This is a genomic window from Streptomyces sp. SudanB52_2052, from assembly GCF_964272415.1.
Lineage (GTDB): Bacteria > Actinomycetota > Actinomycetes > Streptomycetales > Streptomycetaceae > Streptomyces > Streptomyces olindensis.
Genome location: NZ_OZ186796.1, coordinates 8,793,010 through 8,819,086, shown reverse-complemented (window position 1 = coordinate 8,819,086; position 26,077 = coordinate 8,793,010). Strand labels below are relative to the sequence as shown.

Here is a 26,077-nt window from a genome sequence, read left to right as displayed (position 1 = left end):
TCCGGGAAGGCGCTGTTTCACCGTGCATCGACAGGTGACCCGAAAAGGAGTAAGCATCCGAAAGAGCACGTTTCTACTGCGATGCAGGTGACTTCGATGGACAACTGGCGAGACCACGCTGCCTGCCGGCACGAGGACCCCGAACTCTTCTTTCCGATCGGCACCTCCGGCCCGGCCCTGCTGCAGACGGAACAGGCCAAGGCCGTGTGCCGGCGCTGCCCCGTCCAGGAGGAGTGCCTGCAGTGGGCGCTGGACACGGGGCAGTCCATCGGCGTGTGGGGCGGCACCAGCGAGATGGAACGGCGTGCGCTGAAGCGCCGCGCGGCCGCCCGCCGCCGCTCCGGCTGACGCCCGCCCCGTGGGCGGCGCTCCGCCTGCCGAACCCCTGGGGGTCAGCTGCGGCGCAGCGTCCCCCAGGGGTTCTCCTGTCGGCCCACCTCCGCCTTCGCCTCGTCGATCACCTGCTGGTCGAGCCGGCACATCGGCCGGACGTCGGCGACCAGCGGTTCGTTGTCGGGGCCGCGTGCGGTCTCCTTGCCCGACAGCACCCAGGGGTGGACACCGGGCCCCTTCTCGTGCGGCAGGTGGGCGTAGTCGTGCAGGCGCCGTGCCACCCACACGCGGACGGGCCGGTCCTCCCACCACTCCTCGACATCGAGCGGGTTGGCGGACAGGCCCGGCATGGACACGCCCGTCAGGTCGTCGGTGCTGGACACGTCGCGGAGATCGGTCCCCGGGCCGCGCGACCAGCGGACGTACAGGCCCTGGTGCCGCTCGACCATCTCGGTGAGTTCGGCGAGTGTGCGCACGACCGGCAGGTCGTCCGATCCACTCATGTCGTGACCTCCTCCCTCGACGCCGTCAGGCGGACGGAGTACCCGCCCGGCGCGAGCGGAATCGGTCGTTCGGCACGCCGCGCAGCCCGCACCGGCCGGGGTTAGGCTCGCGGCACACCCGTCCGCCGCCGAAGGGACCGACCATGAGCGTCCGCGTCCGCCGTGTCTACGATCCGCCCGAGCGGCGGGACGGGACGCGGGTCCTGGTCGACCGGCTGTGGCCGCGGGGGCTGGCGAAGGCCGCGGCGCGGGTGGACGAGTGGCCGAAGGTCCTCACCCCGTCGACGGAGCTGCGCCGCTGGTACCACGCCGGCGAGGGCTCGTACGAGGAGTTCGCCGGGCGGTACGAGGCGGAGCTCGCCGACGGTGAGGCGGCCGAGGCCCTCGACCGGCTGCGGGAGCTGGCCCGCGCGGGCGACGTGACCCTGCTGACCGCGTCGAAGACGCCGGAGCGGAGTCACGCCGCGGTGCTGGCCCGCCTCCTCGAAGCGTGAGGGGACGGGCCGCTCCGTCCCGTCAGGCGGTCTGCCGGGCCGCCGCCCGGCCGGCCGCCCGCCCGGAGAAGAGGCAGCCGCCGAGGAAGGTGCCCTCCAGGGCGTTGTAGCCGTGGACACCGCCGCCGCCGAATCCGGCGACCTCGCCGGCCGCGTAGAGGCCGTCGATCGGGGTGCCGTCGGTGCCGAGGGCCCGCGAGTCGAGGTCGGTCTGGATGCCGCCGAGCGTCTTGCGGGTGAGGATGTGCAGCTTGACGCCGATGAGGGGGCCGGCCGCCGGGTCGAGGATGCGGTGCGGGGTGGCGACCCGGCCCAGGCGGTCGCCGATGTAGCGGCGGGCGTTGCGGATGCCCTGCACCTGGGCGTCCTTGGCGTAGGGGTTGGCGATCTGCAGGTCGCGGGCCTCGATCTGGCGCCTGATCCGGGCCGCGTCGAGGAGCGGCTTGTCGGTCAGCGCGTTCATCTTCTCGATGAGCTGTTCGACACTGGGCGCCGTCACGAAGTCGGCGCCCTTGCGCAGGAACGCGTCGACCGGTCCGGGCGCGCCCTTGCCGAGGATGCGTTCCTTGAGGAACCCGGCGCGGTCCTTGGCGGTGATGTCGGGGTTCTGCTCGGAGCCCGACAGCGCGAACTCCTTCTCGATGATCTTCTGGGTGAGGATGAACCAGGAGTGGTCGTACCCGGCGATGTCCTCGGTGGTGCGCAGGTGCTTCAGGGTGCCGAGGGTGTCGTAGCCGGGGAGGTACGGCCCGGGCAGACGGCGGCCGAGGGCGTCGAACCACATCGAGGACGGTCCGGGCAGGATGCGGATGCCGTGGCCGGGCCAGATCGGGTCCCAGTTCCGCAGGCCCTCGGTGTAGTGCCACATGCGGTCCCGGTTGACCAGCCGGACGCCGGCCTCGGCGCTGATGTCGAGCATCCGGCCGTCGACGTAGGCCGGTACGCCGGTCACCATCTCGTTCGGCGGCGTGCCGAGGCGCTCGGGCCAGTGGCGGCGGACGATGTCGTGGTTCGCGCCGATGCCGCCGCTGGTGACGATGACGGCCTGGGCGGTGAGCTCGAACTCGCCGACGGCGTCGCGGTTGGAGGCGACGCCGCGGGGCGAGGTGTCCTCGGCCAGGACCGTGCCGCGCACGCCGCGGGCGGCGCCGTCCTCGATGACCAGGTGGTCGACGCGGTGGCGGTGGTGGAAGGTGAGCAGGCCGTCGCGGGCGGCCTGCCGGGCGTACCGGACGAACGGTTCGACGACGCCGGTGCCGGTGCCCCAGGCGATGTGGAAGCGGGGCACGGTGTTGCCGTGCCCGTGCGCGGTGAGGTCGCCGCGCTCGGCCCAGCCGACGGTGGGCAGGAAGGTGATGCCGTGCCCGTCGAGCCAGGACCGCTTCTCCCCCGCCGCGAACTCGACGTAGGCGCGCGCCCAGCGCACGGCCCAGGAGTCCTCGTCGTCGAGCCGGTCGAAGCCGGCGCTGCCCCGCCAGTCGCTCCAGGCGAGGTCGAAGGAGTCCTTGATGCCGAGGCGCCGCTGCTCCGGCGAGCCGACGAGGAACAGTCCGCCGAAGGACCAGAAGGCCTGTCCGCCGAGGTTGGCGGCGTTCTCCTGGTCGACGAGGGCGACCCTCCTGCCCCTGCTGGTCAGTTCGTGCGCGGCGACGAGGCCGGCGAGGCCCGCTCCGACGACGATGGCATCGGCATCCATGGCGACCGTTCCCTTCTTCAGTTCTTCGCGTGATCGGGGGTGCCGCTGCCGTCGGTCAGCAGGGCCGTGAGCAGTTGCTTCAGCCAGGCGCGGGCGTGCGCCACGTCGCGGTCCAGCAGCAGTTGCGTGGTGACGCCGTCGTACGCCGCGACCACCGCGTGGGCGGCGCCGTCGGTGTCGCCGAGCACGGGGGGAAGTGCGGTGTGCCCGCGGGCGCGGGCGAGCCGGTCGGCGATGGCCTGCCGCAGCCGGGCGCGGTGTTCCAGCAGGCTCCGCGCCACCTCGGGGTCGCGGGCGGCGTGCACCAGGAAGTCCGTCTTCACCAGCAGCCAGTCCCGGTCGAGGAGCAGCACCTCGGTGACCCGGTCCACGGCGGCCGGCACGTCGAGGTCGGGCCCGTCTACGGCGAGCGCCCCGGACACCTGCTCCGCGATCAGCTCGGCCCGCTCCTGGTAGAGGGCGAAGAACAGCTCGTCGAGGCTGGAGAAGTTGGAGTAGAAGGCGCCCCGGCTGTAGCCGGCGGCCTCGCACACCTCCTCGATCGAGACGTGCCCGAAGCCCTTCGCCGCGAACACGTCGAACGCCGCCCGCAGCAGGTTGGCGCGGGTGCGGACACGGCGCCTGGTCACGCGCCCGGTGGTTCCCTGCACGGCGGTCCCTCCCATTCGATGCATCACCGTATTCGATACACCGATGTATCGACAGCGTCCGGACCCAGATAGAACACAGTTTCGATTAAGAGGTACGCTGGGCGCATGGTCAGGCATCACCTCCAGGGCTCACTCTTCGACCAGGCCGACGAGCTGCGCCTCGGCACGCTCGACGGGATCCGCCGCACCGACCTCGGCTTCGGCGCCTGGCTCGACGTGCTGCCCGGGTGGCTCAGCGGCTCCGACGAGCTGTTCGAACGGCTGGCCGCCGAGGTGCCGTGGCGGGCGGAGCGCCGCCAGATGTACGACCACGTCGTCGACGTGCCGCGCCTGCTCGCCTTCTACGGCGCCGACGACCCGCTGCCGCACCCGGTCCTCGCCGAGGCTCGGGACGCGCTGAGCTCCCACTACGCCGAGGAGCTGGGCGAGCCGTTCACCACGGCCGGGCTGTGCTACTACCGCGACGGCCGGGACAGCGTGGCCTGGCACGGCGACCGGATCGGGCGGGGCGCGCGCGAGGACACCATGGTCGCCATCCTGTCCGTGGGAGCGCCCCGGGACCTGCTGCTGCGCCCGATGCGGGGCGGCCGCGCCACCGTGCGCAGGCCCCTGGGCCACGGCGACCTGATCGTGATGGGCGGTTCCTGCCAGCGCACCTGGGAGCACTCGATCCCGAAGAGCACCCGCGCGACGGAGCCCCGCATCAGCATCCAGTTCCGTCCGCACGGCGTGCACTGAGCCCGTCCAACGGCCGGGCCGCACGGGGCCGTTGGCCCGGGCCCGGCGATTCCGCCGCGCGCGGGGTCTGCTTTTCTTGTGCCGTCGAGTTTTCTTGTCCCGTCGAACCGGGACCGGGACCACATCACGCGGGGCGATCATGCGGGCAGACGTACACCACGTCGTGGACGGCACCTACCTGGTGCACGGATCCAACACCAACTGGGTGATCCTCACGGAGGGGGACGCCGTCACGCTGGTCGACACCGGGTATCCCGGCGACCGGGAGCAGCTCCTCGCCTCGCTCGCGGAGGTGGGGAGCGCTCCGGAGGCCGTCGCCGCGGTGCTGATCACGCACGCGCACAACGACCACCTGGGTTCCGCCGAGTACCTGCGTGCCACGTACGGCACGCCCGTGTACCTGCACGAGGCCGAAGTGCCCCACGCGCGCCGGGAGTTCCTGCATCAGGTGTCCGTGGGCACGGTGCTGGGGAACGGCTGGCGGCCGGGAGTGCTGCCGTGGGCGGTGCACGCGCTCCGCTCGGGCGGCACGGCCCACATCCCCGTCACCGCCCCGCAGGCGTTCCCCGCCGAGGGCGCCCTGGACCTGCCCGGGCGGCCGGTGCCGGTGCACACCCCGGGCCACACCGACGGGCACTGCGCCTACCACCTGCCGGGCACCGGCGTGCTGATATCCGGCGACGCCCTGGTCAGCGGCCACCCCACCTCCCGCGTCGTGGGGCCGCAGCTGCTGCCGGACATGTTCCACCGCGAGCGGTCCCGGGCCGTGGCCTCCCTGGACGTGCTCGCCCGACTGGAGGGCGAGCTGCTGCTGCCCGGCCACGGACCGGTCCACCGCGGCCCGGTCGGGGACGCCGCGCACCGGGCCCGGGAACGCGCCCTCTAAAGTGAGGCGACGATCGGCGGCGAGACAAGGACACCCGGCGCATGGCACTGCAGATCAGCGCGACGAACCCGGAGCATCCCGCGCTCCTGCTGGAACTGCCGTGGGACGTGCCCCTGGAGGAGTGGCCGGAGGAGTACCTGGTGCCGCTGCCGCGCGGCATCTCCCGGCACGTGGTGCGCTACTCCCGCGCCGGCGACGAGGTGATCGCCGTCAAGGAGCTGGCCGAGCGGCCCGCGCTGCGCGAGTACGAACTGCTGCGCGACCTGGACCGGATCGGCATCCCGGCGGTGGACCCGCTGGCCGTGGTCACCGGCCGCACCGACGCGGACGGTGCCCCGCTGGAGAGCGTGCTGGTCACCCGGCACCTGGGCGGATCGATGCCGTACCGCTCGATGTTCGAGACGACCATGCGCCCGGCCACCATGCACCGCCTGATGGACGCGCTCGCCGTGCTCCTGGTGCGGCTGCACCTGGCCGGGTTCGCGTGGGGCGACTGCTCCCTGTCCAACACCCTGTTCCGGCGGGACGCGGGCGCGTACGCGGCCTACCTGGTGGACGCGGAGACCGGTGACCTGCACCCGCAGCTCAGCCAGGGGCAGCGCGAGTACGACCTCGATCTCGCCCGGGTGAACATCAGCGGGGAGCTGCTGGACCTGGAGGCGTCCGGGGCGCTGCACCCGTCCGTCGACCCGATCGAGTTCGGCATGGAGATCTGCGCGCGGTACCGCGGCCTGTGGGACGAGCTGACGCGGACGTCCGTCTACCCGGCGGGCAAGTACCACTACATCGAACGCCGGATCCGGCGCCTGAACGACCTCGGTTTCGACGTGGCGGAGATGCAGATCGAGCACGCGTCGAACGGTGACACGGTCAGTTTCGTGCCGAAGGTCGTCGACGCGGGCCACCACCAGCGGCAGTTGCTGCGCCTGACCGGGCTGGACACGGAGGAGAACCAGGCCCGGCGGCTGCTGAACGACCTGGAGAGCTGGATGGCGACCCAGGAGGACTACGCCCCGGGCGACCCCCTGGGGGCCCGCCCGGAGGTCCTCGCCCACCGCTGGGTGCGCGAGGTGTTCCGCCCGACCGTGCGGGCCGTCCCGCCCGAACTGCGCGGCGCCATGGACCCGGCGGAGATCTACCACCAGCTCCTCGAACACCGCTGGTACCTGTCCGAGCGCGCCCAGCACGACATAGGCCTCGACACGGCGGTCGAGGACTACATCAAGAACATCCTGCCCAAAGCCGGTGAGACGCTGCTGCCGACCACGGACTGAGCTACCGCTCCCGCGCGGCGTGCGGCACGACCGCCACCGGGCAGTCCGCGTGGTGCAGCACGCCGTGGGCCACCGAGCCGATGCGGGCGCCGACGGCCGTGCGGTGGGCGCGGCGGCCGACGACCATCAGCTGGGCCGTGCCGGCCACCGACAGCAGGACCTGGCCGGCGCTGCCCATCTCCACGTGCTCCTCCACCGGCACGTCGGGGAACCGCTCCCGCCACGGCCGGACCGCGGCGGCCAGGGCCTTCTTCTCGTAGGGCTCCAGTCCCCCGGCCTCGTCGAGGAGCTTCAGCGAGCCCGGGCTGTAGGCGAACACGGGCGGCAGCGTCCAGGCCCGCACGACCCGCACCGTCGCCCCGCGCGCGGCGGCCGTCTCGAACGCGAAGCGGAGCGTGTCGGCGCTGTCCTCCGGGTCGCCCTGCTGGCCCACGACGACCTCGCGCCCGGCGGCTTCGCCCGAGGGCTGGTCGCCGGCCCGGACGAGCACCACGGGCCGGGTGGTCCCGGCGATGACCTGCTGGCCGACCGAGCCGAGCAGGAAGCCGACGATCGGCCCGTGCCCGCGCGAGCCGAGCACCAGCAGCTCGGCGTCGGCAGCGGCGGCGACCAGGGTGTCGACGACCGGGCCCTCCACGACGTCGGTGGTCACGTCGAGGTCCGGGTGCCGTTCGGTGACGGTCGTGACGGCCTCGGTCACCGCGCTGTGCACCCACTCGGCCTGGCTGTCCGCGTCGCCCTCGATCCCCGCTTCGAGCGCCTCCTGCGGCTGGAACCGCCAGGCGTGCACCACGCGCAGCGGCCGTGCGCGGCGCACCGCCTCGCGGGCCGCCCAGCCGAGGGCCGCGAGGCTCTCCTGCGATCCGTCGACCCCTGCGGTGATCGGGCGTGTCATCCGGTTGCCTCCTTGTGTGGGTCACTGGCGATGGTGATCAGTCTTCCCCAACCTCAGCGTCTGCCGGGCGACACTTGGCGATGATCTCCGTATCCGGGCGTTTCCCCGGCGATCGAACATACGATGGGCGGAGGTCGGCGCGGCGCCCCCGGGACGCCGCGCCGTGAGTCGACCGCCCGGTGTGGGGGACGTATGGCACAGGCCGCCGATACGGCGCGGACCGTCATCATGACCGTGGACGACGATCCGGGGGTCTCCCGGGCCGTGGCCCGGGACCTGAGGCGGCGGTACGGCGCGTCGTACCGGATCGTGCGCGCGGAGTCCGGCGCGTCGGCGCTGGACGCGCTGCGGGAACTGAAGCTGCGCGGCGACCTCGTGGCGGTGATCCTGGCCGACTACCGGATGCCGCAGATGAACGGCATCGAGTTCCTGGAACAGGCCCTTGACGTCTACCCGGGCGCGCGGCGCGTGCTGCTGACGGCGTACGCGGACACGAACGCGGCGATCGACGCGATCAACGTCGTCGACCTCGACCACTACCTCCTCAAGCCGTGGGACCCGCCGGAGGAGAAGCTGTACCCGGTCCTGGACGACCTGCTCCAGGCCTGGCGGTCCAGCGACTTCCGGCCCGTGCCCGCCACGAAGGTGGTCGGGCACCGCTGGTCGTCCCGCTCCTCCGACGTGCGGGAGTTCCTGGCCCGCAACCAGGTGCCCTACCGCTGGTACTCCTCCGACGAGCCGGAGGGACGCCGGCTGCTGGCCGCGGCCGGCGAGGACGGGATGCGGCTGCCGGTGGTCATCACGCCGGACGGGACACCACTGGTCGAGCCGGAGGCCGTCGATCTCGCCGCCCGGGTCGGGCTGGCCACGACCCCGACGGCCGACTTCTACGACCTGGTCGTCATCGGCGGTGGCCCGGCCGGGCTCGGCGCGGCCGTCTACGGCGCCTCCGAGGGGCTGCGGACCGTGCTGGTGGAGCGGTCGGCGACCGGCGGGCAGGCCGGGCAGAGCTCCCGCATCGAGAACTACCTGGGCTTCCCCGACGGCGTGTCCGGGGCGCAGCTCACCGACCGCGCCCGGCGGCAGGCCGCCAAGTTCGGCGCCGAGATCCTCACCGCGCGCGAGGTGACGGCCCTGGAGGTCAACGGCGCCGCGCGGGTGGTGCGGTTCTCGGACGGCTCGGCGGTCGCCGCGCACAGCGTGATCCTGGCGACCGGCGTGAGCTACCGGCAGCTGTCGGCGCCCGGCTGCGACGACCTGACCGGCTGCGGGGTCTTCTACGGCTCGGCCCTGACGGAGGCCCCCTCCTGCCAGGGGCAGGACGTGTACATCGTCGGCGGCGCCAACTCCGCGGGGCAGGCGGCGATGTACCTGTCCCGGGGCGCCAAGTCGGTGACGCTGCTGGTGCGCGGCGAGTCGCTGACGGCGTCGATGTCGCACTACCTGATCCAGCAGATCGAGGAGTCCCCCAACATCCGGGTGCGCGCCCGCACGGTCGTCGAGGAGGCGCACGGCGACGGCCGGCTGGAGCGGCTGACCCTGCGGGACGTGGACAGCGGGGAGACCGAACAGGTCGACGCGCAGTGGATGTTCGTGTTCATCGGCGCGGCCCCGCTCACCGACTGGCTGGACGGCACCGTGCTGCGCGACGAGCGCGGGTTCATCCTCGCCGGGCCCGACCTGACCGCGGACGGCCGTCCGCCCGAGGGCTGGGAGCTGGACCGGCCGCCGTACCACCTGGAGACCAGCGTGCCCGGCGTGTTCGTGGCGGGTGACGCCCGCTCCGAGTCCGCCAAGCGGGTCGCGTCCGCCGTCGGAGAGGGAGCCATGGCCGTGATGCTCGTCCACCGGTATCTGGAGCAGTCGTGAGCGGGCGGGCCGTGCCCTGCAGCCCGCAGGAGATCGGCTCCCTGTTCCTGTTCGAGAAACTGACGCCCGAACAGCTCGGGCGGCTCTGCGCCGAGGGGCGGGTGGAGCGGTACGAGCCCGGGCCGGTGTACACCGAGGGCGACCCCGCCACCTGCTTCTACGTGATGCTGGACGGCACGGTCGTGCTGTACCGCCGGGTCGGCGGGGACGACGTGGAGGTGACCCGGACCTCGCAGCGCGGGGTGTACGCGGGATCCATGCAGGCGTACCTCGGTGACCGGGTGCGGCAGGTCTACAACAACTCCATGCGCGTCACCGAGCCGACGCGCTTCTTCGTGCTGCCCGCCGACACGTTCGCGGAGATCATGCAGGAGTGGTTCCCGATGGCGGTGCATCTGCTGGAGGGGCTCTTCTTCGGCTCGAAGAACACCCAGCGGGCCATCGGGCAGCGCGAACGGCTGCTGGCGCTGGGGTCCTTGTCCGCCGGTCTCACGCACGAACTCAACAACCCGGCCGCGGCGGCCGTGCGGGCGACCGCGACGCTGCGGGAGCGGGTCGGCAAGATGCGGCACAAGCTGGCGGTCATCGCACAGGGTTCGTACTCCCCCGAGGTGATGGCGAGGCTCATCGACATCCAGGAACGCACCGCCGAACGGGTCGCCAAGGCCCCCGTGTTGAGCCCGCTGGAGGCCTCCGACCGGGAGGACGTGCTCACCGACTGGCTCGACGACCAGGGCATCCCGGACGGCTGGCGGATCGCGCCCACGTTCGTGCAGGCGGGTCTCGACGTGGACTGGCTGGACCAGGTCGCGGCCGCCGTGGACGAGGAGATGCTGCCGAGCGCGATCGGCTGGCTGAACTACACGGTCGAGACCGAGCTGCTGATGGACGAGATCAACGACTCGACCACCCGCATCTCGCACCTCGTCGACGCGGCGAAGCAGTACTCGCAGCTCGACCGGGCGCCGTTCCAGAACGCCGACGTGCACGAACTCCTCGACTCCACCCTGCTGATGCTGTCGGGCAAGATCGGACCGCGGATCAAGGTCGTCAAGGAGTACGACCGGACGCTGCCGAACATCCCGGCGTACCCGGCGGAGCTCAACCAGGTGTGGACGAACCTGATCGACAACGCGGTCTCGGCGATGAACAGCGCGGGCGGCGAGGGGACGTTGACCGTGCGCACGGCGCGGGACCACGACCGGCTGCTGGTGGAGTTCCGGGACACCGGCGTCGGTATCCCGGCGGAGGACCGGGGGCGGATCTTCGACCCGTTCTTCACGACGAAGCCGGTGGGTGAGGGGACCGGGCTCGGGCTCGACATCTCCTGGCGGATCGTGGTCAACAAGCACCACGGGAGCATCCAGGTGGAGTCGGAACCGGGAGACACGCGGTTCCAGGTGCTGCTGCCGCTGACGGCGGCCGAGGAGGAGTCGGCATGAGTGGTGGGAACGGGATCGATCCGAGTGTGCCGCCGAGCGGCAGCGGGTGCGTGGAGTGCGACGCGGCCGGGGGGTGGTGGTTCCATCTGCGGCGGTGTGCGCAGTGCGGGCACGTGGGGTGTTGTGACAGTTCGCCCGCGAAGCACGCGACGGCTCATTTCAGGGAGTCGGGGCATCCCCTGGTGCAGAGCTTCGAGCCGGGTGAGGGCTGGTACTGGGACTACTCGACGAACGAGTTGTACGAGTCGGGGCCGGAGCTGGCTCCGCCGGTGAGTCATCCCGCGGATCAGCCGGCGCCGGGGCCTGCGGGGCGGGTGCCCGATGACTGGGCCAGGGTTCTGCGGACCTGAGAGCTCGGGTCTCATGGTCTCGTGGCGGCTGCGAGTCGTGTGTGGTTGATCGCGCCCGCGCGGCGGAGCCGCACCATGTCACAGCCCCGCGCCCCTGAAGAAGAAGGTTGGTCCTGTGCAGCACGCTTCATTTGTCACGCCGGTTGTCGGGCGGGACGCCGAACTCGCCCGGCTCTTCGGTGTGCTGGAGCGTGCCCGCGGCGGCGAGGCCCGGGCCGTGCTGGTCGCCGGGGACGCCGGGGTGGGCAAGACCCGGCTGCTGGACGAGGCCGGTGGGGTGGCCGCTGACGCCGGAATGACGGTGGTCGCCGGGCACTGCGTGGATCTCGGGGACGTCGGGCTGCCCTATCTGCCGTTCACCGAGATCCTGGGGGTGCTCGCCGCCGACGAGCGGTTCTCCGCCGCCCTGGCCGCTCATCCTGTGGTCGAGCGGCTGCTGGGTGCCGGGACCGACGCCGTGCGGGACGTGGACGGGCGGCTGCGGCTCTTCGAAGGAATCGCCGGGCTGCTGGCCGACGTGGCCGAGGCCGCCCCGCTGCTGCTCCTGCTGGAGGACCTGCACTGGGCCGACCAGTCGTCGCGGGACCTGCTGCGGTTCCTGCTCGGCCGGGGCGTCCTGCGGCACCGGCTGGCGGTGTTCGCCTCGTACCGGGCGGACGATCTGCACCGCCGGCATCCCCTGCGGCCGCTGCTGGCGGAACTCGTGCGGCTGCCCGCCGTGGAGCGGCTGGAGCTGCGGCCGCTGGCCGATTCCGATGTGGACCGGCTGGTGCGGTCCCTCGAACACCGTCCGCTGCCGGACGCCACCGTACGGCGGATCGTGGAGCGGGCCGAGGGCAACGCCTTCTACGCGGAGGAACTCCTCGCGGCCACCGACTCCGAGGCCGGCGGGGTGCCCAGCGGACTCGCCGATGTGCTGCTGATCCGTTTCGAGCAGCTCTCCGGCACCGCCCAGCAGGTGCTGCGGACCGCCGCCGTCGCCGGACGCCGGGTGGAGCACGACCTGCTGCGGGAGGCGGTGGGTCTGCCCGAGGAGGAGCTGGAGTCGGCGCTGCGCGAGGCGGTGGGGCGGCAGCTCCTCGTCACCGGGGACGACGGCACGTACTCCTTCCGGCACGCCCTCGCCCGGGAGGCCGTCTACGCCGATCTGCTGCCCGGGGAGCGTGCGAGGCTGCACGGCGCGTTCGCGCGGCTGCTCGCCGGGCGCGGGGGCCGTGCCGAGAGTGCCGCCGAGCGCGCCCATCACTACCGGGAGAGCCATGACCTCGCCGAGGCGCTGGCCGCTTCGCTGGAGGCGGCCGACCACGCCCAGCGGGTCGGCGCGCCGGCCGAGGAGCAGCGCCATCTGGAGGCTGCCCTGGACCTGTGGCCGGCCGTCGGCGCGGAGGCCCGGCCCTCCGGAGGGGGCGTCGACCGTGTGACGCTGACGCTGCGCGCCTCGGCGGCCGCCGCGCACGCCGGCGAGTTGCACCGGGCCGTGTCCCTCACCCGGTCCGCGCTGGCGGAGCTCGGGCAGGACGCCGACTCCGAGCTCGCCGCCCGGGTCCGCTACACGCTCGCCGGGAACCTGCTGAGCGTGGACAGTCTGACGGCGGCGTTCGCCTACAGCAGCGAGGCGCTGGCGATGATCCCCGAGGAGCCCGCGTCGGTCACGTGGGTGTGGGCGGCGGCCACGCATGCCATGGCCGCGCGTCACATCGGGGAGAACGAGACCGCGCTGCGCGTCGCCCGGCGGGCCCTGAGCGTGGCCGAGGAACTGAGGGTGACCGACGCCCAGGCGGACCTGTTGATCTCCCTGGCGGTCTTCGGCGCGGGCGGGCGGCGCGGCCCCGAGGGCCGGGAGCGGCTGCTGCGGGCCCGGGAGCTGGCCCGGAGTTCCGGCAACGCGGCCGTGGAGCTGCGGGCCCTGTTCAACCTGGCCATGGGCTGCCACGAGAACGGGAAGCCTGCCGAGTGCCTGCCCTGGCTGACGGAGGGCCTGGACCGGGCCCGGCGTGCCGGGCTGCTGTCCTCCCCGTACCCGCTGGAGATGCGGTACCTGCGGCTGCTGGTGCTGCACGCGCTGGGCCGCTGGGACGAGTGCGTGCGCGCGGCGGAGGCCGACGCCGACGTGCTGCCGGCCGCAGGCGGGTACACGGTCGGTCCTGCGCTGTACGTGGCGCTGGCCCGCGGCGATCTCGCGGCGGCGGACCGGGCCCGTGCCCTGCTGGACGGGCCCTTCGACTGGATGGCCACCCTGGTGGCGGGCATCGTGCTCACCGACGCCGCGGCGCTGCGCCGGGACCCGGCGGAGGCGGTGCGCCGGATGCGCTCCACGGTCGCGGCCCTCACCGACGAGGCGGGCACCCGCCCGGACGTGACGGTCCGGCTCGCCGCCCTGGCGCTGTCGGCCGTGGCCGACGCGGCCGTCGAACTGCGGCTGACCGGCGACGAGGACGGGGCGCGCCACTGGACGGACACGGCGACGGAGCTCGTGGACGTGGCGCGGGCCGTCGCCCGCCGCGGTGAGGACGACACTCCGCAGGGCCCCGAGGGACAGGCGTGGCTGGCCCGGGCCGAGGCGGAGTGGCTGCGGGCCGTGTCGGGGCCGGACGCGGCGGCCTGGTCGGAGGCGGTGGCGGCGTTCGGCTACGGCGACGTCCACGAGCGGGCGCGGTGCCGGCTGCGGTACGCCGAGGCCCTGGTGGCGGCCGGGCGCCGCGAGGAGGCGGCGGCTCAGGCCCGGGCGGTCCGGGAGACCGCCGACCGGCTGGGTGCCGTGCCGCTGCGGGAGCAGGTGGAGGCTCTGGTCCGGCGCGGCCGGCTGTCGGACGCACCGGCCACCGGAGACCGGGCCGGTGTGCTCACCGCGCGCGAGCAGGACGTGCTGCGGCTGCTCGCGCTCGGCCGCAGCAACCGGCAGATCGGCGAGGAACTGTTCATCAGCGGCAAGACGGCGAGCGTCCACGTCTCCAACATCCTCGCCAAGCTGGGCGCGTCGAGCCGGGGTGAGGCGGTGGCGATCGCCTACCGGGAGGGTCTGATCGCCCCGGAGCCGTCGGCGTCCTGAGGACCGCCTGACCTGCCCGGGGGCCGAGGCGCCTGCCTTGCTTCAAAGCCGGGGTGACCTTCTTCGACGCCGCCGACCTCTACGGCGACGGCGGCAGCCGCCCAACCTGCAAACGGATTTGCCGCCCAGTCGTTCCACGTCAGCCCCGTGGACGGGCAGCACAACTCGGCGACGAACGTGGCGAACCTGGTCGCGTATCCCTGACCCGGGCTAACGGGTCCGGCAGTCCAGGCTCCGCAGATCGACGGCGTCGGCCATCGCCTGCATTCCCTTGTCGTTGGGGTGCAGATGGTCGCCGCCGTCGAAGGCGGGCAGGATCCGCTCGGGGTCGTAGGGGCTGCGCAGGACGCGGTCGAAGTCGGTGACGGCGTCGAACGCGCCGCTGTGCCGGACGAAGGCGTTGACCTTCCGCCGTACCGCTTCCCCGGCCGGGTCCCATTCCTGCCAGCCCTTGTAGGGGGCGATCGTGGCGCCGATGACGCACTTCCCGGCCGCGTGGGCCCGGTCGATCAGCGTGCGGTACCCGGCGATCAGCTCGTCGGCCGTGGCGCCCGGTTCGGCCTTGATGTCGTTGACGCCCTGGAAGAGGAACACCGTCCGCACTCCGGGCAGCGAGAGCACGTCCCGGCTCAGGCGGTTCAGGGCGCTCTGCCCCGGGACGTCGGTGAGGACCCTGTTGCCGGCGATGCCTTCGTTGGCCACGCCTTCGACCGTGCCGGTGGCGGACCTGGCCAGTCGGCGGGCGAGGTAGTCGGGCCAGCGGCGGTTGCGGTCGGTCGTGGACTGCCAGCCGTCGGTGATGGAGTCGCCGAGCGCGGCGACCGCGCCCGTCCCCTCGCGGGGCCGTACGGTGACGGCGTCGAGGTAGAACCAGGATCCGGTCCGCTGCTTCCAGTTGGCCGCGCTCTCCTCCGCGGTGTGGTCACCCTCGGTGGTGTACGACGTCTGCATCGCCATCCAGTGCCCGGTGAGCGAACCGCCCGCCCGGGCGACGTAGAGGCTGACGGCGAGGGTGCTCGCGGCGGGGACGTGGCCGGGCAGCGGGTCGCTGTAGACGATGCCGCCGGCGGGGACGGTGACGGTGCGCGCGCCGCCGAAGGTCAGGCGCCGGTTGCTGCCGGGGACGAGCGCGGCCCCGTCCCGTCGCAGGCCGACGTGGACGTTGCCGAACGTCACGGGCTGGTCGCCGAAGGCGTTGGACAGCCGCACCCTGAGGCCGCTGCCGCCGACGCTGGTGTGCACCAGCAGCCGGTAGCCGCGGCCGTCGACGGCCTCGCCGATGCGGTCGGCGGACGAGGCCCAGGTGACCACGCCGTACTCCGCTCCCGTGGGGGCACTGGACGGCGGGGCCGGCTGGTCCCCCTGGGGTGTCGCGCCGGTCCCGCAGCCCAGCACGACGCAGGAGGAGAGGGCGGCCAGGGCGGCGCGACAGCGAGGGCGTGCGGTGCGGGGCATCGTCGGCGCTCCTTCGGCCGGTCGGTCGCGTGCGGGCGGTGTCACGGTGCGAGGTTCCGCAGGGTCACGGAGCCGCCGGGCGCGAGGTGGATCCTGCGGGTCGCCCCGGCGTACGACACGGTAGTGGTGCGGCCTCCGACGCTGTGCAGGGTGGCCTCGGTGGGCCTGCCGTGGCGCCGGCGCAGGTCGAGGACGAACCCGCCCCGCACACCGGCTCCCCGGATGCTGCCGTGGTCCGCCCAGCCCGCGGGGAGGGCGGGCAGCAGTTCCACGTGCCCCGGCCGCGCTCCACTTCGTAGATGTCGAACAGGTTGAAGGCGGTGCCGTTGGCGCCGCCGGTGGAGGGGTGAGACGGCCGACAGGTCGTGGTCCGGCAGGTCGACGGTGAGGCGGGCGAGGAGTGTGAAGGACCCGAAGTCGTCGCGGCCGTAGGGGAACTGGCCGTCGGCGTCGAGGGTGTCGTTGAGGCCGCCGGTCCACATCGTGGCGTCGGTGATCAGCAGGAGTTCACGGCCGGGGTCGTTGCCCGTGAGGGCGCCGAGGCGGCCGTTGCCGACGGGCAGGCCCTGCTCGATCATCGACTTCTCGTCGGCGGGTGCGCGTCACCACGGTGCGTGGCGTGGGTCGCCGGCGGGGACGGACGCGCCGGCGGGGCGCCGCGGTGCGGCCGTGGCGGTGAAGGCGGGCAGGGCGGCGAGGGAGCCGGTCGCCGCGGCCAGGGCGAGCAGGCTGCGTCTGGGCGGGTGGGTGTCCACGCGAGGGCCTCCGGTTGCCGGGTCAGGACGAGGTCGGTACGTCGAATCGGTCGATGTCCGGTGCGTAGCCGGAGCCGCTGTCGAAGGTGATCGTGTTGGCGCCGGCCTCGAGCGTCACGGGGACGCTGACGGTCTCGGCGGTCCCCCAGTCGCCCGTGGAGGCGAACGTGTGGGAGGTGGCGCCGCCGCCGCTGGCCGGGATCACGGCGCTGGTGCAGGACCTGCTGACCGAGGCGGACGGCCTCGGCGCGGGCGTGCTGGGCCTGGGCATCGCCGTCTCCGGTCGCCTTGGCCCCGATGAACAGCGCCCGATCGCCGTTCACCCGCAGCGGGTTGGCGGGCCGCCCCAGCGTCGGCCGCGCCTCCCCGTCGACGTCCTCCACCAGGTAGCCAGCCTCGATCAGGGGCCGGACCGCCTCGGTGACGGCGGTCGGGGAGAGCCCGGCCAGCCGGGCGGCCGCCAGCCGGGTGAGCGGGCCGTGGGAGAGGACGGTGGTGAAGACCTGGGAAGCGGCCGGGGTGTTCGCCGGGAACGTCTCGAACGTCTCCCCGCGACGTGTCGGGTGCATGACCGGAACGTAGGAGGGTTATTTTCCGCTGTCGACAAAAGAAGCGGGGATCGCTCCCGGCGGCAGTCGCATTGCCCTGGTTCGTACGGGAACTCCCGCACACTTCCCGGCCGTTGTCCGGGCATCCGCCGCCATACGGCGCGGACAGGGCGGAACGACAGGGCGGCGCGATGAGCGAGTTGGTCCCCGGGGGCAATGTGCCGTTGCCGGGCGGTGCGGTGAGCGTCCGGGTGCCCGGGCCGTTCGACGTGTCGGCGCTCGTCACGGACGACGGCGGAAAGGTCCGGGGCGACGAGGACTTCGTCTTTTACAACCAGCCGGCCGCGCCCGGCGCCCGACTGCGGGGCGACACGCTCACCGTGGACCCGCCGAGGCTGCGTCCGGGCGCCACCCGGGTCACCGTCGCCGTCAGCCCCGCCGACCCCGGGACTCCCCTCAACCGCCTGCCCTCCCCGACGCTCCACGTCACCGACGCGGCCGACCGCCCGCTCGCCCGGTTCACACCGCCGCGGTCCCAGCGGGAGACGGTGCTGCTGCTCGCCGAGTTCTACCGGCGTGGCGACCGCTGGAAGCTGCGGGCCCTGGGCCAGGGGTACGCCGACGGACTGGCGGGGCTCGCGCGGGATTTCGGCGTCGACGTCGTGGACGACCCGCCGGTGTCCGGGCCGGGCCCGGCAGCGGCCGGCGGGCCGGGCACCCGGCCCGCTCCGCTCGGCGGCGAGGCGCGGCGGGTGGGTCCCCTCGCCGGACCGGCCGCCGTCCCGGCGGGCTCCCACCGGACCGGGCCGCCGACCGCCGTCGTCCCCTCTCCGGGGGCACCCGGTCACGCACCCCCGGACGACCCCTTCCTTGACCTGGTCAACTCCGCGCGGTCCGCCGCCGGTTCACCGCCGGTCTCCCTCGACGCCCGTCTGGTGTCCGCGGCCCGTGAACACGCCGCCGCCATGGCCGCCGCCGGGCGGCTCGGCGTCGAGAGCCGCGACGGCGTCTCCGTCTACCAGCGTGTCACCGGCGCCGGGTACGCGTATCTCACCGTCGGCGAGCATCTGGTGTCCGGCCCGCGCACGACCGCCGAGTTCGTCGCGTACTGCCTGCGCGCGGATTCGCCCCGCCGCACCCTGGTCGACCCGGCGTTCACCCACGGAGCCCTGGCCCGGGTCCAGGACGGCCCGTCCGGCGACACCTACTGGACTGCCCTGTGGGCCCGGCCCTTCACGCCCCGTGGGCTGGCCGACACGGCAGCCGCACTGGACACAGGTCTTCGGCGGTTGAGACCGCCTCACCCGGCCGTGTGGTCCGTCCGCCCCCCCGACGATCACCGCGATCTTGGCGGAAGGAGAGGCTCCGGGCGAGGATGCCGGTATGAAGGGTGACCTCTTTTCCAGCGAGCACATGGTGCAGCCCGCCGTCGCGCCGGGCATGGCGGTCGAGAACGCCAAGTGCATCCGGTACACGGTGAACGGCGAGATGCTCGCGCGCCAGGGCGCGATGATCGCCTACCGCGGCAGCCTCCAGTTCGAACGCAAGGGCCAGGGCGTGGGCGGCATGCTCAAGCGCGCGGTCACCGGGGAGGGGCTTCCCCTGATGGCGGTGCGCGGGCAGGGCGAGGCCTGGTTCGCCCACGAGGCGCACAACTGCTTCATCGTCGATGTCGAACCGGGTGACGAGTTCACCGTCAACGGCCGCAACGTCCTGTGCTTCGACGCCACGTTGGCGTACCGCATCGCGACCGTGAAGGGCGCCGGCATCACCGGCGGCGGCCTGTTCAACAGCGTCTTCACCGGGCACGGCAGGCTGGGCCTGGTGTGCGAGGGCAATCCGCTGGTCATCCCGGTCTCCCCGCAGTACCCGGTGTACGTCGACACCGACGCCATCGTCGGCTGGACCGCGGGCCTGCAGACCTCCCTCCACCGCTCCCAGTCCCTCGGCTCCATGCTGCGCGGCGGCTCCGGCGAGGCCGTGCAGCTGATGCTCCAGGGCGAGGGATACGTCGTCGTACGGCCGAGCGAGGCGACCCCGCAGAAACCCGGCCAGCACTGACACGCCCCCGGGCCTCCACTGAGCCCCCGTCAGGTGATCTGCGCCTCACAGGCAACCCGGTCCGTGCCGCCGACGTCTTGATCGGCAACAGGTGAGGCCCTGGCCCTCGTGGCCAGGGCCGGTTTCCACCCTTCTATACACACCATGTATACGCGCTGTGTAGAGATGATGTGTATACGGACCGAAAGGCATCGATGTACGGCAAGGCATTCGCCCCGGAGTACCAGGGCGCGCTGACCACCCTGTCCGTCAACTCCTCCCTGACCGACGTCCTGGCCGCCGGCACCGAGCAGTTGGAGGCTGCCGAGCGTGCCGGGCGGCCCGGGGAGGCGGCGCGTTCCGGGCTCGCGGTGGCCGAGGCGCAGCGCCGACTGGGCCGGGTCGAGGAGGCGGACCGGGCCTGGAAGGCGAGTTACCGTGCCGCCCGCCGGGCCGGGGACGTCGCGGCGATGGCCTGGGCGCTGTGGAGCGGCGGCACGCTGGCCCGGCAGCGCGGCGCGTTCCGGCTGGCCCGCCGGCTGCTCGGGCTCGCGGCCGACCTGGGCGAGCGCGGCGGGGACATCGTCGTACGCGGCTACTCGCTGGCGGGTCTGGCCGAGACCGGACGCATCCAGGGCGACTACGAGGCCGTCGGCCGGTTGCACGAGCAGTTGCTCGCCGAGGCCCGGCGGCGCGGGGAGGCGCGGCACACGGTGTGGGCGCTGGAGGGCATCGCGCAGATGCACCGCAACACCGGCAAGTACGACACCGCCCACGCCCTGTTCGAGGAGGCCGCCGAGATCGCCGCGCGCGCCGACGACCGGCGGGGCCACGCCTGGGCGTTGCGCGGCCTGGCCGATGTCGTCTCGGTGCGGGACGGGGACACCGAGCGGGCGTTGGAACTGCTGACCGAGGCGGAGACGACGTGCCGCGCGATGCGGCTGTCCAGCGCGCTGGCCTACAACCACAAGATGCGCGGCAACGTGCTGTACCGGGCGGGGCGTTACGCCGAGGCCCGGGCGTGGTACGAGCAGGCGCTCGCGGAGTTCCGCGAGATGAGCGAGCCGCGCGGGGAGGCGCTGTCACGGCTGGGGCTGGCCAAGGCCCTGGCCCGGCTGGGCCACGACCCGGGCGAGACGGCGGCCGAACTGGCCGACCTCGCGGGCGTGCTGGAGCGGATCGGCCTCCAGCACGCCCGCGAGATGGTGGCCCGCGCCCACGAGGAACTCGGCATACCGGCCGCCGCGCGGGCGACGGAGACGGCACGATGACGACGCTGCCGAAGGCGGCGGGGCCGGTGCGGCGGGGTACGGCGGCCGGTACGGGAGTACGGGCGACCGGACAGGTCACGGCGCCGCCGGCCCTCACGGCCCCCACGGCCGACCGGTCGGCCCGACCCGGCACCACGGGCGGACCCACCACCGCAGCCGGGCACCAGCGCCCCGGCACCACCGCCGGACCGACCACCGCAGGACCGACCACCGGCGAGCGCCCACGCCCCGACACCACCGACCACCCCAACGCCGCCGAGCCGCCCCGCCCGGGCACCACCAGTGGACCCGCGACCGATGCCCTTCAGGTCCTCGAGCGCTGCCGCGCGCTGGTGCGGCCCGCGCTCGTCGAAGCCGTCGGGCAGCTGCACCCCTGGGTGGCCGAGATGGCCGCCTACTCCTTCGGCTGGTGCGAGGTCGGTGGTGCCCCGGCCGTCGCCCCGGGCGGCAAGGGTGTGCGGCAGGCGCTCGCGGTGCTGGGGGCCGAGGCGGCCGGGGCACCCGGGCGGGACGGAGTGGCCGCGGCCGTCGCGGTGGAGCTGGTGCACACCTTCTCCCTGCTGCACGACGACATCATGGACGGCGACGCGGCCCGGCGCCGTCGTCCCACCGTGTGGAAGGCCTACGGCACCGGCCCCGCCGTCCTGGCCGGCGACGCCCTGTTCGCCCTGGCCGTCGGGACGCTCGCCGCGGGGCCGGGCGGCGCCGCCGCCGTGCGGACGCTGTCCGTGGCGCTGGGCGACCTGGTGCGCGGCCAGGCGGACGACCTGCTGTTCGCCGACCGCCCCTGGACCGGTCCGCGCCGCGTACGGCCGGACGAGTACCGGGCGATGGCCGAGCACAAGACGGGCGCGCTGTTGGGCTGCGCGGCCGCGCTCGGTGCCGTGATCGGCGGTGCCGCGCCCGGGACGGCCACCGCACTCGACCGGGCGGGCCGGCACCTCGGCGTCGCCTTCCAGATCGTCGACGACGTGCTGGGCATCTGGGGCGACCCGCAGGTCACCGGCAAGCCCGTCCACGGCGATCTGCGGGAACGGAAGAAGACGTTCCCGGTGCTGGTGGCGCTCGGTTCCCCGCAGGGCGACCGGATCGCCGCACTCCTGGAGGCCGGGGACGATCCGGGCGGGGCGGCCGCGTTGATCGAGGAGTCGGGCGGCCGTGCGGCGGCCCTGGCGGAGGCCCGGCGGCACCTCGCCGCCGTCGAGACGGCGCTCGGCGGCGTGCCGTTGGCGGCGGGGGCAGCCCGCGACCTGCGGTCACTGCTGGCCCACCTGGTGCGGCGCGACGCCTGAGGCCGCGGCGCCCGGCCCGCCGCGCGGGCCGGGGGGCGCGTTGACCCGGACCCCCTCCACGGGTCAGGGTGCGTCCGGCGCGTTCCGCAACCCGCGCCGGAAGGACTGCTGCCGTGATCGGCATCTCGGAGATCGAAGCCACGGCCGAGCAGATCGCCGGGCACGTCGTACGCACCCCGACCGTGGAAAGCCCGGGGCTGTCGGCGCTGCTCGGTGTCCCGGTCACCGCGAAACTGGAAGTGCTGCAGCGCACCGGCTCGTTCAAGGCGCGCGGGGCGGCGGCGAAGCTGCTGTCGCTGGGCCGGGCCGAGCGGGCGGCCGGAGTCGTGGCGGTCAGCGGCGGCAACCACGGGATCGCCCTCGCGGTCATGGCCGCCGCCCTGGGCGTGCGGGCGACGGTGGTGATGCCCCGGTCGGCGCCCGCCCGGGCCGTGGAGATCGCGGAGTCGTCCGGCGCCTCGGTGCGGCTGACCGACGACATGGCCGGGGCCTTCGCGCTGATGACGCGGCTGCAGGAGGAAGGGCTGACGCTGGTCCATCCCTTCGACGATCCGGTGGTGGTCGCCGGGCAGGGCACGGTCGGACTGGAGTTCGCCGAGGACGCCGGGGACCTCACCGACGTGCTCGTCAGCATCGGGGGCGGCGCCCTGATCTCCGGTGTCGCCGCCGCGCTGCGGGCGCTCCGGCCCGGTGTGCGGGTGTGGGGTGTGGAGACCGAGGGCGCGCAGGCCATGTCCGAGGCGCTCGCGGCGGGCGGCCCGCGGCCGGTCGCCCTGACGTCGATCGTCTCCACGCTCAGCGCCCCGGCCGTGTCGCAACTGACGTACGACCATGCCTCCGCCCTGGTCACCGAGGTGCTCGTGGTCCCGGACCGGGAAGCCGTGCAGGGGTCGCTGGACCTCGCCGACCACGCCAAGGTGTGGGCCGAACCAGCCGCCGGGTGCCTGCTGCCCGCCGCCCGGCGGGTCCTGGAGCGGGTCGGTGACGGGGCCCGGCTCGGCCTGGTGGTGTGCGGGGGCAACGCCACCACCGGCGACATGATCGCCTGGTCTCAGCGGTTCGGTCTGCGCTGAGGATCCGGCCGCCCTCCGGAAACCGTCGCCGGTAATTACTCGGAGGGCTGTCGAGTTCAGCGGTCGGACACCTTCACATTTACCGCCGGTTACCACCTGGCCGGGCGGGGATTAACGATTCCACGGGCCACGGCGGCCGAATTCCCCGCGCCCGCGAGGGCCCGGGTGGCCGAGGTGAGCCGCCCCCGAAACCGCGAAAGACCGTTTTCCTCTCGCACACTTGCTCCCATCTTTTGAATAAAAGACAAGATTGCGCGCGGAGTTGCGATCCGATTGAACGCGGGCGGCCTCACTCCCCGTACCTCTGGAAAAGGTGAGAGCCAGGTTTCCAGCGAGGGATGGCCATGGGCAGGGCGCACGTCTCCACACACCAGTTGGTCGCCGGCCGGTACCGGCTGCTCGAGATCATCCAGCGCGAGACCAACCGCATCTGCTGGTACGCCGAGGACATCGGCGCCGGTGACGTCTCACGCCCGTGTCTCGTCACCCAGATCGGGCTTCCGGACGACCCGCGCGCGACCGAGCGCCGGACCGCGGCCCGCCTGCTGCGCACGTCCGAGAGCATGGCGTTGCTGTGCCCGGGCCGCATCGCCACGGTCGTGGACGCCGTCGAGGAGGCGGGCACCCTGTGGACCGTCACCGAGTGGATCGACGGCACCCCCCTCGGCGAACTCCTCTCCGAGCAGGGCACGTTCAACTACGTGCGGGCCGCGCGCCTCGGCCTGGAGCTGCTCGACGTGCTGGACGCGGCGCACGCCGAGGGCATCACGCACGGCGAACTCAGCCCGGGCCAGGTGTTCGTGCGCGAGGACCAGTCGATCGTCGTCACCGGCTTCGGCCTGGCCGGCGCGACCCTCGCACCGCGCCTGACGGCACCCGCGTACGCCTCCCCGGAACAGGCCCGCGACCAGCGCATCGGCCCGGCGGCCGACCTGTGGGCGCTGGGCGCGATCCTCTACACGACGGTCGAGGGGCGCCCGCCCTTCCGTGACCGGGGCCGACCGGAGAACACCCTGAAGGGTGTGGACCGGCTGCCGCTGCGCACGCCGATGCGCGCCGGGCCGCTGGCGCAGGTCGTGCAAGGGCTGCTCCGGAAGGACTCGCGGGAACGGCTCACCCGCCCGGTGGTCCGGGAGGCGCTGACCCGCGCGCTGAGCGAGGACCCCGAAGCGGGCCTGGCCTCCGTGCCCGCCCCGCGGCTGCGCGGCACGTACGCCGCCGTGCGCCCGTGGAGCCCGGCCTGGAGCAGACGGACCATGGTGGCGGGGACCGCCCTGGCCGTCGTCACCGTCGCGGTCGCCGTGCTCGCCGCGACCCAGGGGCTGCCGGGCGGCGACTCGGGCAGCGACGCGGCCGAGTCCCCGGCCCGGCCACCGGCCTCCGCCGCGTCGCCGGGCGAGAGCACCGGCGGCGACACCGGTGGCGACAGCGGCAGCCCCGAGCCGACCGGGACACCCGGTCCGACGAAGTCCGCGTCCCCCTCCCCCACGCCCACCACCCCGTCCCCCACACCGACTCCGTCCACCCCGGCCACGGCCCTGCCGCCCGGCTTCCACCGCTACCACGCGCCGGAGGGCTTCTCCGTCGCGCTCCCCGAGGGCTGGGGGCGGCTGGACACCGACCGCCAGGGCGACCTGGCGTACCGGATCGTCTTCGGTGCCAACGGTGACGACCGCACGCTGGCCGTCACCTACAGCGCACGCGTGGGCCCGGACCCCGTCGCCGTGTGGCGGGACGACGTCGAACCGAACCTGAAGCGGTCGGGCGGCTACGAGCGGATCGGCGAGATCCGCGCGACGACGTACCAGGGCCGCGAGGCCGCCGACATGGAGTGGACGGCGCAGGCCGACGGCACCCGCGTGCACACGTTCGGCCGGGGCTTCCTGCTGGGCGAGGGCCGGAGCTTCTCGCTGCGCTGGACCACCTCGGACGCCGACTGGGAGGACGACGTGAACCAGGAGGCGCTGCGCACGTTCCTGAAGACGTTCCGGCCGGGCTCAGACTGAGCCGCGCGGCGCTCGCTGGCCGGTCAGCCGACGGCTCTGGAGCGGCTCGGTGGCCCAGCGCGTCGTGAGCGTCCGGTCCGCGAGGGAGCAGGTCAGCTCCAGCCGGTGCGGGGTCTCCAGGAACACCACGTCCACGGCGAGCGTGCCGGGATCGGTCCAGCCGCCGCCGACCGCGGTCGGGAAGGGTTCCTCGGCCACCGTCCAGCCCGGCCCGCCGCCGAGCCGCAGGTCCAGGCGGCCCCCGCCGCGTTCCTCGGTGAGCGTCAGCGTCCAGCCGTCCGCGTCCCGGGCGAGCCCGGCCGTCCGCACCGGTCCCGCCCCGCCGGAGGGCGTGAACTCGGCGGCGGCCCACTCCTCGGCCCGCTCCGGCGGTGCGGGCTTGCCGGGGGCGGTCGGCAGGGCGAGCCGGGCGAGGCGTTCCCGCAGCTCGGCGTCGACGGCCTCCCGCCCGGACAGCGGCTCGGGCCCGAAGGCGGGCAGCAGGTGCTCCCAGACGAGGTTCAGCAACGTCTGCATCTCCTCGGTCGCCGCGGTCGTCGCGATCACCGCGTCCTGCTCGGGCAGCACCAGGCAGAACTGCCCGTACGCCCCGTCGCCCCGGTAGCCGTGCCGGGACCTCCAGAACTGGTAGCCGTAGCCCAGGTCCCAGTCCTGCCGGTCCGCGTCTCCCATGGCACCGGCGGTCGGTATGTGCGGGTGCGAGGCGCGGGCCGCCCATCCCTCGGGCAGCAGCCGCTCGCCCTCCCAGACACCGTCGCGCAGGTACAGCTCACCGAGCCGGGCGACGGCGTCGGTGGTGGCGTGCAGACCGCTGAAGCCGAGTTCACGGCCGGTGCTGCCCTGCTGCCAGAACACCTCGCCGATGCCCAGCGGATCCAGCAGCCGCGGGCGCAGGTACGCGGTGAGCGACTGCCCGGTCACCCGCTGGACGATCGCGGCGAGGGTGTAGGTGGTGGGCTGGTTGTAGGCGAAGACGGTGCCGGGGTCGCGATCCGGCGGCAGCAGCAGGAATCCGCGCACGGGCTCCTCCCGGTCCAGCGCGAAGACCTCGTCGACGGTCTCCCGCTCGTGGCCGCTCGCCATGGACGCCACGTGCCGCACCAGCATGGCCCGGCTGCGCGGGTCGGTGATGTCGGCCTCGAACTCCGGGAAGTACGAGATCACCGGCGCGTCGAAGTCGAGCAGTCCCTCGGCCTCGGCCAGCGCGGCGGCGGTGCCGGTGAAGCTCTTGCTGAGCGAGTACAGCAGCTGGGGGCGGTCGGGGGTGTACGGCGCCCACCAGCCGGAGGCGACCAGCCGGCCGTGCCGCACGATCATCAGGCTGTGCGGCTCGATGCCGGGGGCGGCTTCGAGGGCGTCGAGGAAGGCGAGGACGCCGGACGCGTCGACGCCCTGGGCGGCGGGGTCGGAGGGCGAGAGCACCGTGGCATTCATGTCGGCATCCTTCCCCGCCGACGG

General features: G+C 73.7%; 22 protein-coding genes and 2 pseudogenes. 15 read left to right on the top strand and 9 right to left on the bottom strand.

Annotation, left to right across the window (positions count from 1 at the left end; all coding sequences use genetic code 11):
- Positions 1–96 precede the first annotated feature (96 nt).
- Positions 97–348 (top strand): WhiB family transcriptional regulator, encoded by a 252-nt coding sequence (locus ACSUPV_RS39715; RefSeq protein ID WP_037758482.1) that lies wholly within the window; start codon positions 97–99, stop codon positions 346–348.
- Positions 349–392: 44 nt separating this feature from the next.
- Here the strand turns inward: ACSUPV_RS39715 and ACSUPV_RS39710 are convergent, their stop codons facing one another.
- Positions 393–836, bottom strand: coding sequence for a DUF6098 family protein (locus tag ACSUPV_RS39710; protein WP_031118722.1), 444 nt, complete (start codon positions 834–836; stop codon positions 393–395).
- A gap of 143 nt (positions 837–979) precedes the next feature.
- On the opposite strand from ACSUPV_RS39710, the gene ACSUPV_RS39705 reads away from it, so the two are divergent.
- Complete coding sequence (locus ACSUPV_RS39705; protein WP_382617613.1) at positions 980–1,330, top strand: DUF488 domain-containing protein; 351 nt, start codon at positions 980–982, stop codon at positions 1,328–1,330.
- Positions 1,331–1,352: 22 nt separating this feature from the next.
- Here ACSUPV_RS39705 and ACSUPV_RS39700 read toward each other — a convergent pair whose 3' ends face one another.
- Positions 1,353–3,026 (bottom strand): FAD-binding dehydrogenase, encoded by a 1,674-nt coding sequence (locus ACSUPV_RS39700; RefSeq protein ID WP_436949705.1) that lies wholly within the window; start codon positions 3,024–3,026, stop codon positions 1,353–1,355.
- A 17-nt stretch (positions 3,027–3,043) separates the two neighbouring features.
- Complete coding sequence (locus ACSUPV_RS39695) at positions 3,044–3,691, bottom strand: TetR/AcrR family transcriptional regulator (RefSeq protein ID WP_031118719.1); 648 nt, start codon at positions 3,689–3,691, stop codon at positions 3,044–3,046.
- 90 nt (positions 3,692–3,781) lie between these two features.
- On the opposite strand from ACSUPV_RS39695, the gene ACSUPV_RS39690 reads away from it, so the two are divergent.
- The 3 genes from ACSUPV_RS39690 (at position 3,782) to ACSUPV_RS39680 (ending at position 6,574) form a co-directional block, all read left to right on the top strand.
- On the top strand, positions 3,782–4,414 hold the full coding sequence (locus ACSUPV_RS39690; protein WP_436949704.1) for an alpha-ketoglutarate-dependent dioxygenase AlkB family protein: 633 nt from the start codon (positions 3,782–3,784) through the stop codon (positions 4,412–4,414).
- Between the two features lie 139 nt (positions 4,415–4,553).
- Positions 4,554–5,300 carry an MBL fold metallo-hydrolase gene (locus ACSUPV_RS39685; RefSeq protein ID WP_037758303.1) on the top strand — a complete coding sequence of 249 codons (747 nt, stop codon included), beginning with the start codon at positions 4,554–4,556 and terminating at the stop codon, positions 5,298–5,300.
- A 41-nt stretch (positions 5,301–5,341) separates the two neighbouring features.
- A complete protein-coding gene (locus ACSUPV_RS39680) occupies positions 5,342–6,574 on the top strand; it encodes a DUF4032 domain-containing protein (protein WP_031118716.1) in 1,233 nt (410 codons plus the stop codon).
- A 1-nt stretch (position 6,575) separates the two neighbouring features.
- On the opposite strand, the gene ACSUPV_RS39675 is transcribed toward ACSUPV_RS39680, so the two are convergent.
- Positions 6,576–7,469 carry a universal stress protein gene (locus tag ACSUPV_RS39675; RefSeq protein ID WP_359788587.1) on the bottom strand — a complete coding sequence of 298 codons (894 nt, stop codon included), beginning with the start codon at positions 7,467–7,469 and terminating at the stop codon, positions 6,576–6,578.
- A gap of 192 nt (positions 7,470–7,661) precedes the next feature.
- On the opposite strand from ACSUPV_RS39675, the gene ACSUPV_RS39670 reads away from it, so the two are divergent.
- From ACSUPV_RS39670 to ACSUPV_RS39655, 4 genes are all read left to right on the top strand, one after another.
- Positions 7,662–9,338 carry an FAD-dependent oxidoreductase gene (locus ACSUPV_RS39670; RefSeq protein ID WP_037758298.1) on the top strand — a complete coding sequence of 559 codons (1,677 nt, stop codon included), beginning with the start codon at positions 7,662–7,664 and terminating at the stop codon, positions 9,336–9,338.
- Positions 9,335–10,780, top strand: coding sequence for an ATP-binding protein (locus ACSUPV_RS39665; RefSeq protein ID WP_382617603.1), 1,446 nt, complete (start codon positions 9,335–9,337; stop codon positions 10,778–10,780). Before ACSUPV_RS39670 ends, ACSUPV_RS39665 begins: the two co-directional genes overlap by 4 nt.
- The gene (locus ACSUPV_RS39660) at positions 10,777–11,130 is read left to right on the top strand and encodes a UBP-type zinc finger domain-containing protein (RefSeq protein ID WP_031118710.1); all 354 of its coding nucleotides are present in this window, start codon (positions 10,777–10,779) and stop codon (positions 11,128–11,130) included. The genes ACSUPV_RS39665 and ACSUPV_RS39660 overlap by 4 nt, the downstream gene beginning before the upstream one ends.
- 115 nt (positions 11,131–11,245) lie before the next feature.
- Complete coding sequence (locus ACSUPV_RS39655; protein WP_436949703.1) at positions 11,246–14,179, top strand: helix-turn-helix transcriptional regulator; 2,934 nt, start codon at positions 11,246–11,248, stop codon at positions 14,177–14,179.
- 210 nt (positions 14,180–14,389) lie between these two features.
- On the opposite strand, the gene ACSUPV_RS39650 is transcribed toward ACSUPV_RS39655, so the two are convergent.
- The 4 genes and pseudogenes from ACSUPV_RS39650 to ACSUPV_RS39635 form a co-directional block, all read right to left on the bottom strand.
- Positions 14,390–15,634, bottom strand: a complete 1,245-nt coding sequence (locus ACSUPV_RS39650; protein WP_436949702.1) for an SGNH/GDSL hydrolase family protein — start codon at positions 15,632–15,634, stop codon at positions 14,390–14,392.
- A gap of 98 nt (positions 15,635–15,732) precedes the next feature.
- Positions 15,733–16,389, bottom strand: a pseudogene (locus ACSUPV_RS39645) (glycoside hydrolase family 95-like protein); the annotation flags it as partial.
- 22 nt (positions 16,390–16,411) lie between these two features.
- Positions 16,412–16,660, bottom strand: coding sequence for a hypothetical protein (locus tag ACSUPV_RS39640; RefSeq protein WP_436950006.1), 249 nt, complete (start codon positions 16,658–16,660; stop codon positions 16,412–16,414).
- A 4-nt stretch (positions 16,661–16,664) separates the two neighbouring features.
- Positions 16,665–16,958, bottom strand: a pseudogene (locus tag ACSUPV_RS39635) (sugar kinase); the annotation flags it as partial.
- 170 nt (positions 16,959–17,128) lie between these two features.
- Between ACSUPV_RS39635 and ACSUPV_RS39630 the strand changes: the two are divergent.
- From ACSUPV_RS39630 to ACSUPV_RS39605, 6 genes are all read left to right on the top strand, one after another.
- Positions 17,129–18,331, top strand: coding sequence for a TerD family protein (locus ACSUPV_RS39630; RefSeq protein WP_436949701.1), 1,203 nt, complete (start codon positions 17,129–17,131; stop codon positions 18,329–18,331).
- The gene (locus tag ACSUPV_RS39625) at positions 18,321–18,998 is read left to right on the top strand and encodes an AIM24 family protein (RefSeq protein ID WP_436949700.1); all 678 of its coding nucleotides are present in this window, start codon (positions 18,321–18,323) and stop codon (positions 18,996–18,998) included. Before ACSUPV_RS39630 ends, ACSUPV_RS39625 begins: the two co-directional genes overlap by 11 nt.
- Positions 18,999–19,192: 194 nt before the next feature.
- On the top strand, positions 19,193–20,248 hold the full coding sequence (locus ACSUPV_RS39620; RefSeq protein WP_436949699.1) for a tetratricopeptide repeat protein: 1,056 nt from the start codon (positions 19,193–19,195) through the stop codon (positions 20,246–20,248).
- Between the two features lie 386 nt (positions 20,249–20,634).
- Entirely contained in the window at positions 20,635–21,540 is a 906-nt protein-coding gene (locus tag ACSUPV_RS39615) for a polyprenyl synthetase family protein (protein WP_436949989.1), read from the top strand.
- Positions 21,541–21,653: 113 nt separating this feature from the next.
- Positions 21,654–22,613 carry a threonine/serine dehydratase gene (locus ACSUPV_RS39610; RefSeq protein WP_031118693.1) on the top strand — a complete coding sequence of 320 codons (960 nt, stop codon included), beginning with the start codon at positions 21,654–21,656 and terminating at the stop codon, positions 22,611–22,613.
- A 344-nt stretch (positions 22,614–22,957) separates the two neighbouring features.
- A complete protein-coding gene (locus tag ACSUPV_RS39605; RefSeq protein ID WP_436949698.1) occupies positions 22,958–24,619 on the top strand; it encodes a protein kinase domain-containing protein in 1,662 nt (553 codons plus the stop codon).
- Here the strand turns inward: ACSUPV_RS39605 and ACSUPV_RS39600 are convergent.
- A complete protein-coding gene (locus ACSUPV_RS39600; protein ID WP_436949697.1) occupies positions 24,611–26,053 on the bottom strand; it encodes a serine hydrolase domain-containing protein in 1,443 nt (480 codons plus the stop codon). The two genes, ACSUPV_RS39605 and ACSUPV_RS39600, sit on opposite strands and share 9 nt — an antisense overlap.
- Positions 26,054–26,077 lie beyond the last annotated feature (24 nt).

Bases quoted from the DNA above. Each gene is read 5' to 3' on its own strand.
- ACSUPV_RS39715 (WP_037758482.1), top strand. From the start codon at position 97: ATGGACAACTGGCGAGACCACGCTGCCTGCCGGCACGAGGACCCCGAA.
- ACSUPV_RS39710 (WP_031118722.1), bottom strand. From the start codon at position 836: ATGAGTGGATCGGACGACCTGCCGGTCGTGCGCACACTCGCCGAACTC.
- ACSUPV_RS39705 (WP_382617613.1), top strand. From the start codon at position 980: ATGAGCGTCCGCGTCCGCCGTGTCTACGATCCGCCCGAGCGGCGGGAC.
- ACSUPV_RS39700 (WP_436949705.1), bottom strand. From the start codon at position 3,026: ATGGATGCCGATGCCATCGTCGTCGGAGCGGGCCTCGCCGGCCTCGTC.
- ACSUPV_RS39695 (WP_031118719.1), bottom strand. From the start codon at position 3,691: ATGGGAGGGACCGCCGTGCAGGGAACCACCGGGCGCGTGACCAGGCGC.
- ACSUPV_RS39690 (WP_436949704.1), top strand. From the start codon at position 3,782: ATGGTCAGGCATCACCTCCAGGGCTCACTCTTCGACCAGGCCGACGAG.
- ACSUPV_RS39685 (WP_037758303.1), top strand. From the start codon at position 4,554: ATGCGGGCAGACGTACACCACGTCGTGGACGGCACCTACCTGGTGCAC.
- ACSUPV_RS39680 (WP_031118716.1), top strand. From the start codon at position 5,342: ATGGCACTGCAGATCAGCGCGACGAACCCGGAGCATCCCGCGCTCCTG.
- ACSUPV_RS39675 (WP_359788587.1), bottom strand. From the start codon at position 7,469: ATGACACGCCCGATCACCGCAGGGGTCGACGGATCGCAGGAGAGCCTC.
- ACSUPV_RS39670 (WP_037758298.1), top strand. From the start codon at position 7,662: ATGGCACAGGCCGCCGATACGGCGCGGACCGTCATCATGACCGTGGAC.
- ACSUPV_RS39660 (WP_031118710.1), top strand. From the start codon at position 10,777: ATGAGTGGTGGGAACGGGATCGATCCGAGTGTGCCGCCGAGCGGCAGC.
- ACSUPV_RS39650 (WP_436949702.1), bottom strand. From the start codon at position 15,634: ATGCCCCGCACCGCACGCCCTCGCTGTCGCGCCGCCCTGGCCGCCCTC.
- ACSUPV_RS39640 (WP_436950006.1), bottom strand. From the start codon at position 16,660: ATGCCCAGGCCCAGCACGCCCGCGCCGAGGCCGTCCGCCTCGGTCAGC.
- ACSUPV_RS39630 (WP_436949701.1), top strand. From the start codon at position 17,129: ATGAGCGAGTTGGTCCCCGGGGGCAATGTGCCGTTGCCGGGCGGTGCG.
- ACSUPV_RS39625 (WP_436949700.1), top strand. From the start codon at position 18,321: ATGAAGGGTGACCTCTTTTCCAGCGAGCACATGGTGCAGCCCGCCGTC.
- ACSUPV_RS39620 (WP_436949699.1), top strand. From the start codon at position 19,193: ATGTACGGCAAGGCATTCGCCCCGGAGTACCAGGGCGCGCTGACCACC.
- ACSUPV_RS39615 (WP_436949989.1), top strand. From the start codon at position 20,635: ATGGCCGCCTACTCCTTCGGCTGGTGCGAGGTCGGTGGTGCCCCGGCC.
- ACSUPV_RS39605 (WP_436949698.1), top strand. From the start codon at position 22,958: ATGGGCAGGGCGCACGTCTCCACACACCAGTTGGTCGCCGGCCGGTAC.
- ACSUPV_RS39600 (WP_436949697.1), bottom strand. From the start codon at position 26,053: ATGAATGCCACGGTGCTCTCGCCCTCCGACCCCGCCGCCCAGGGCGTC.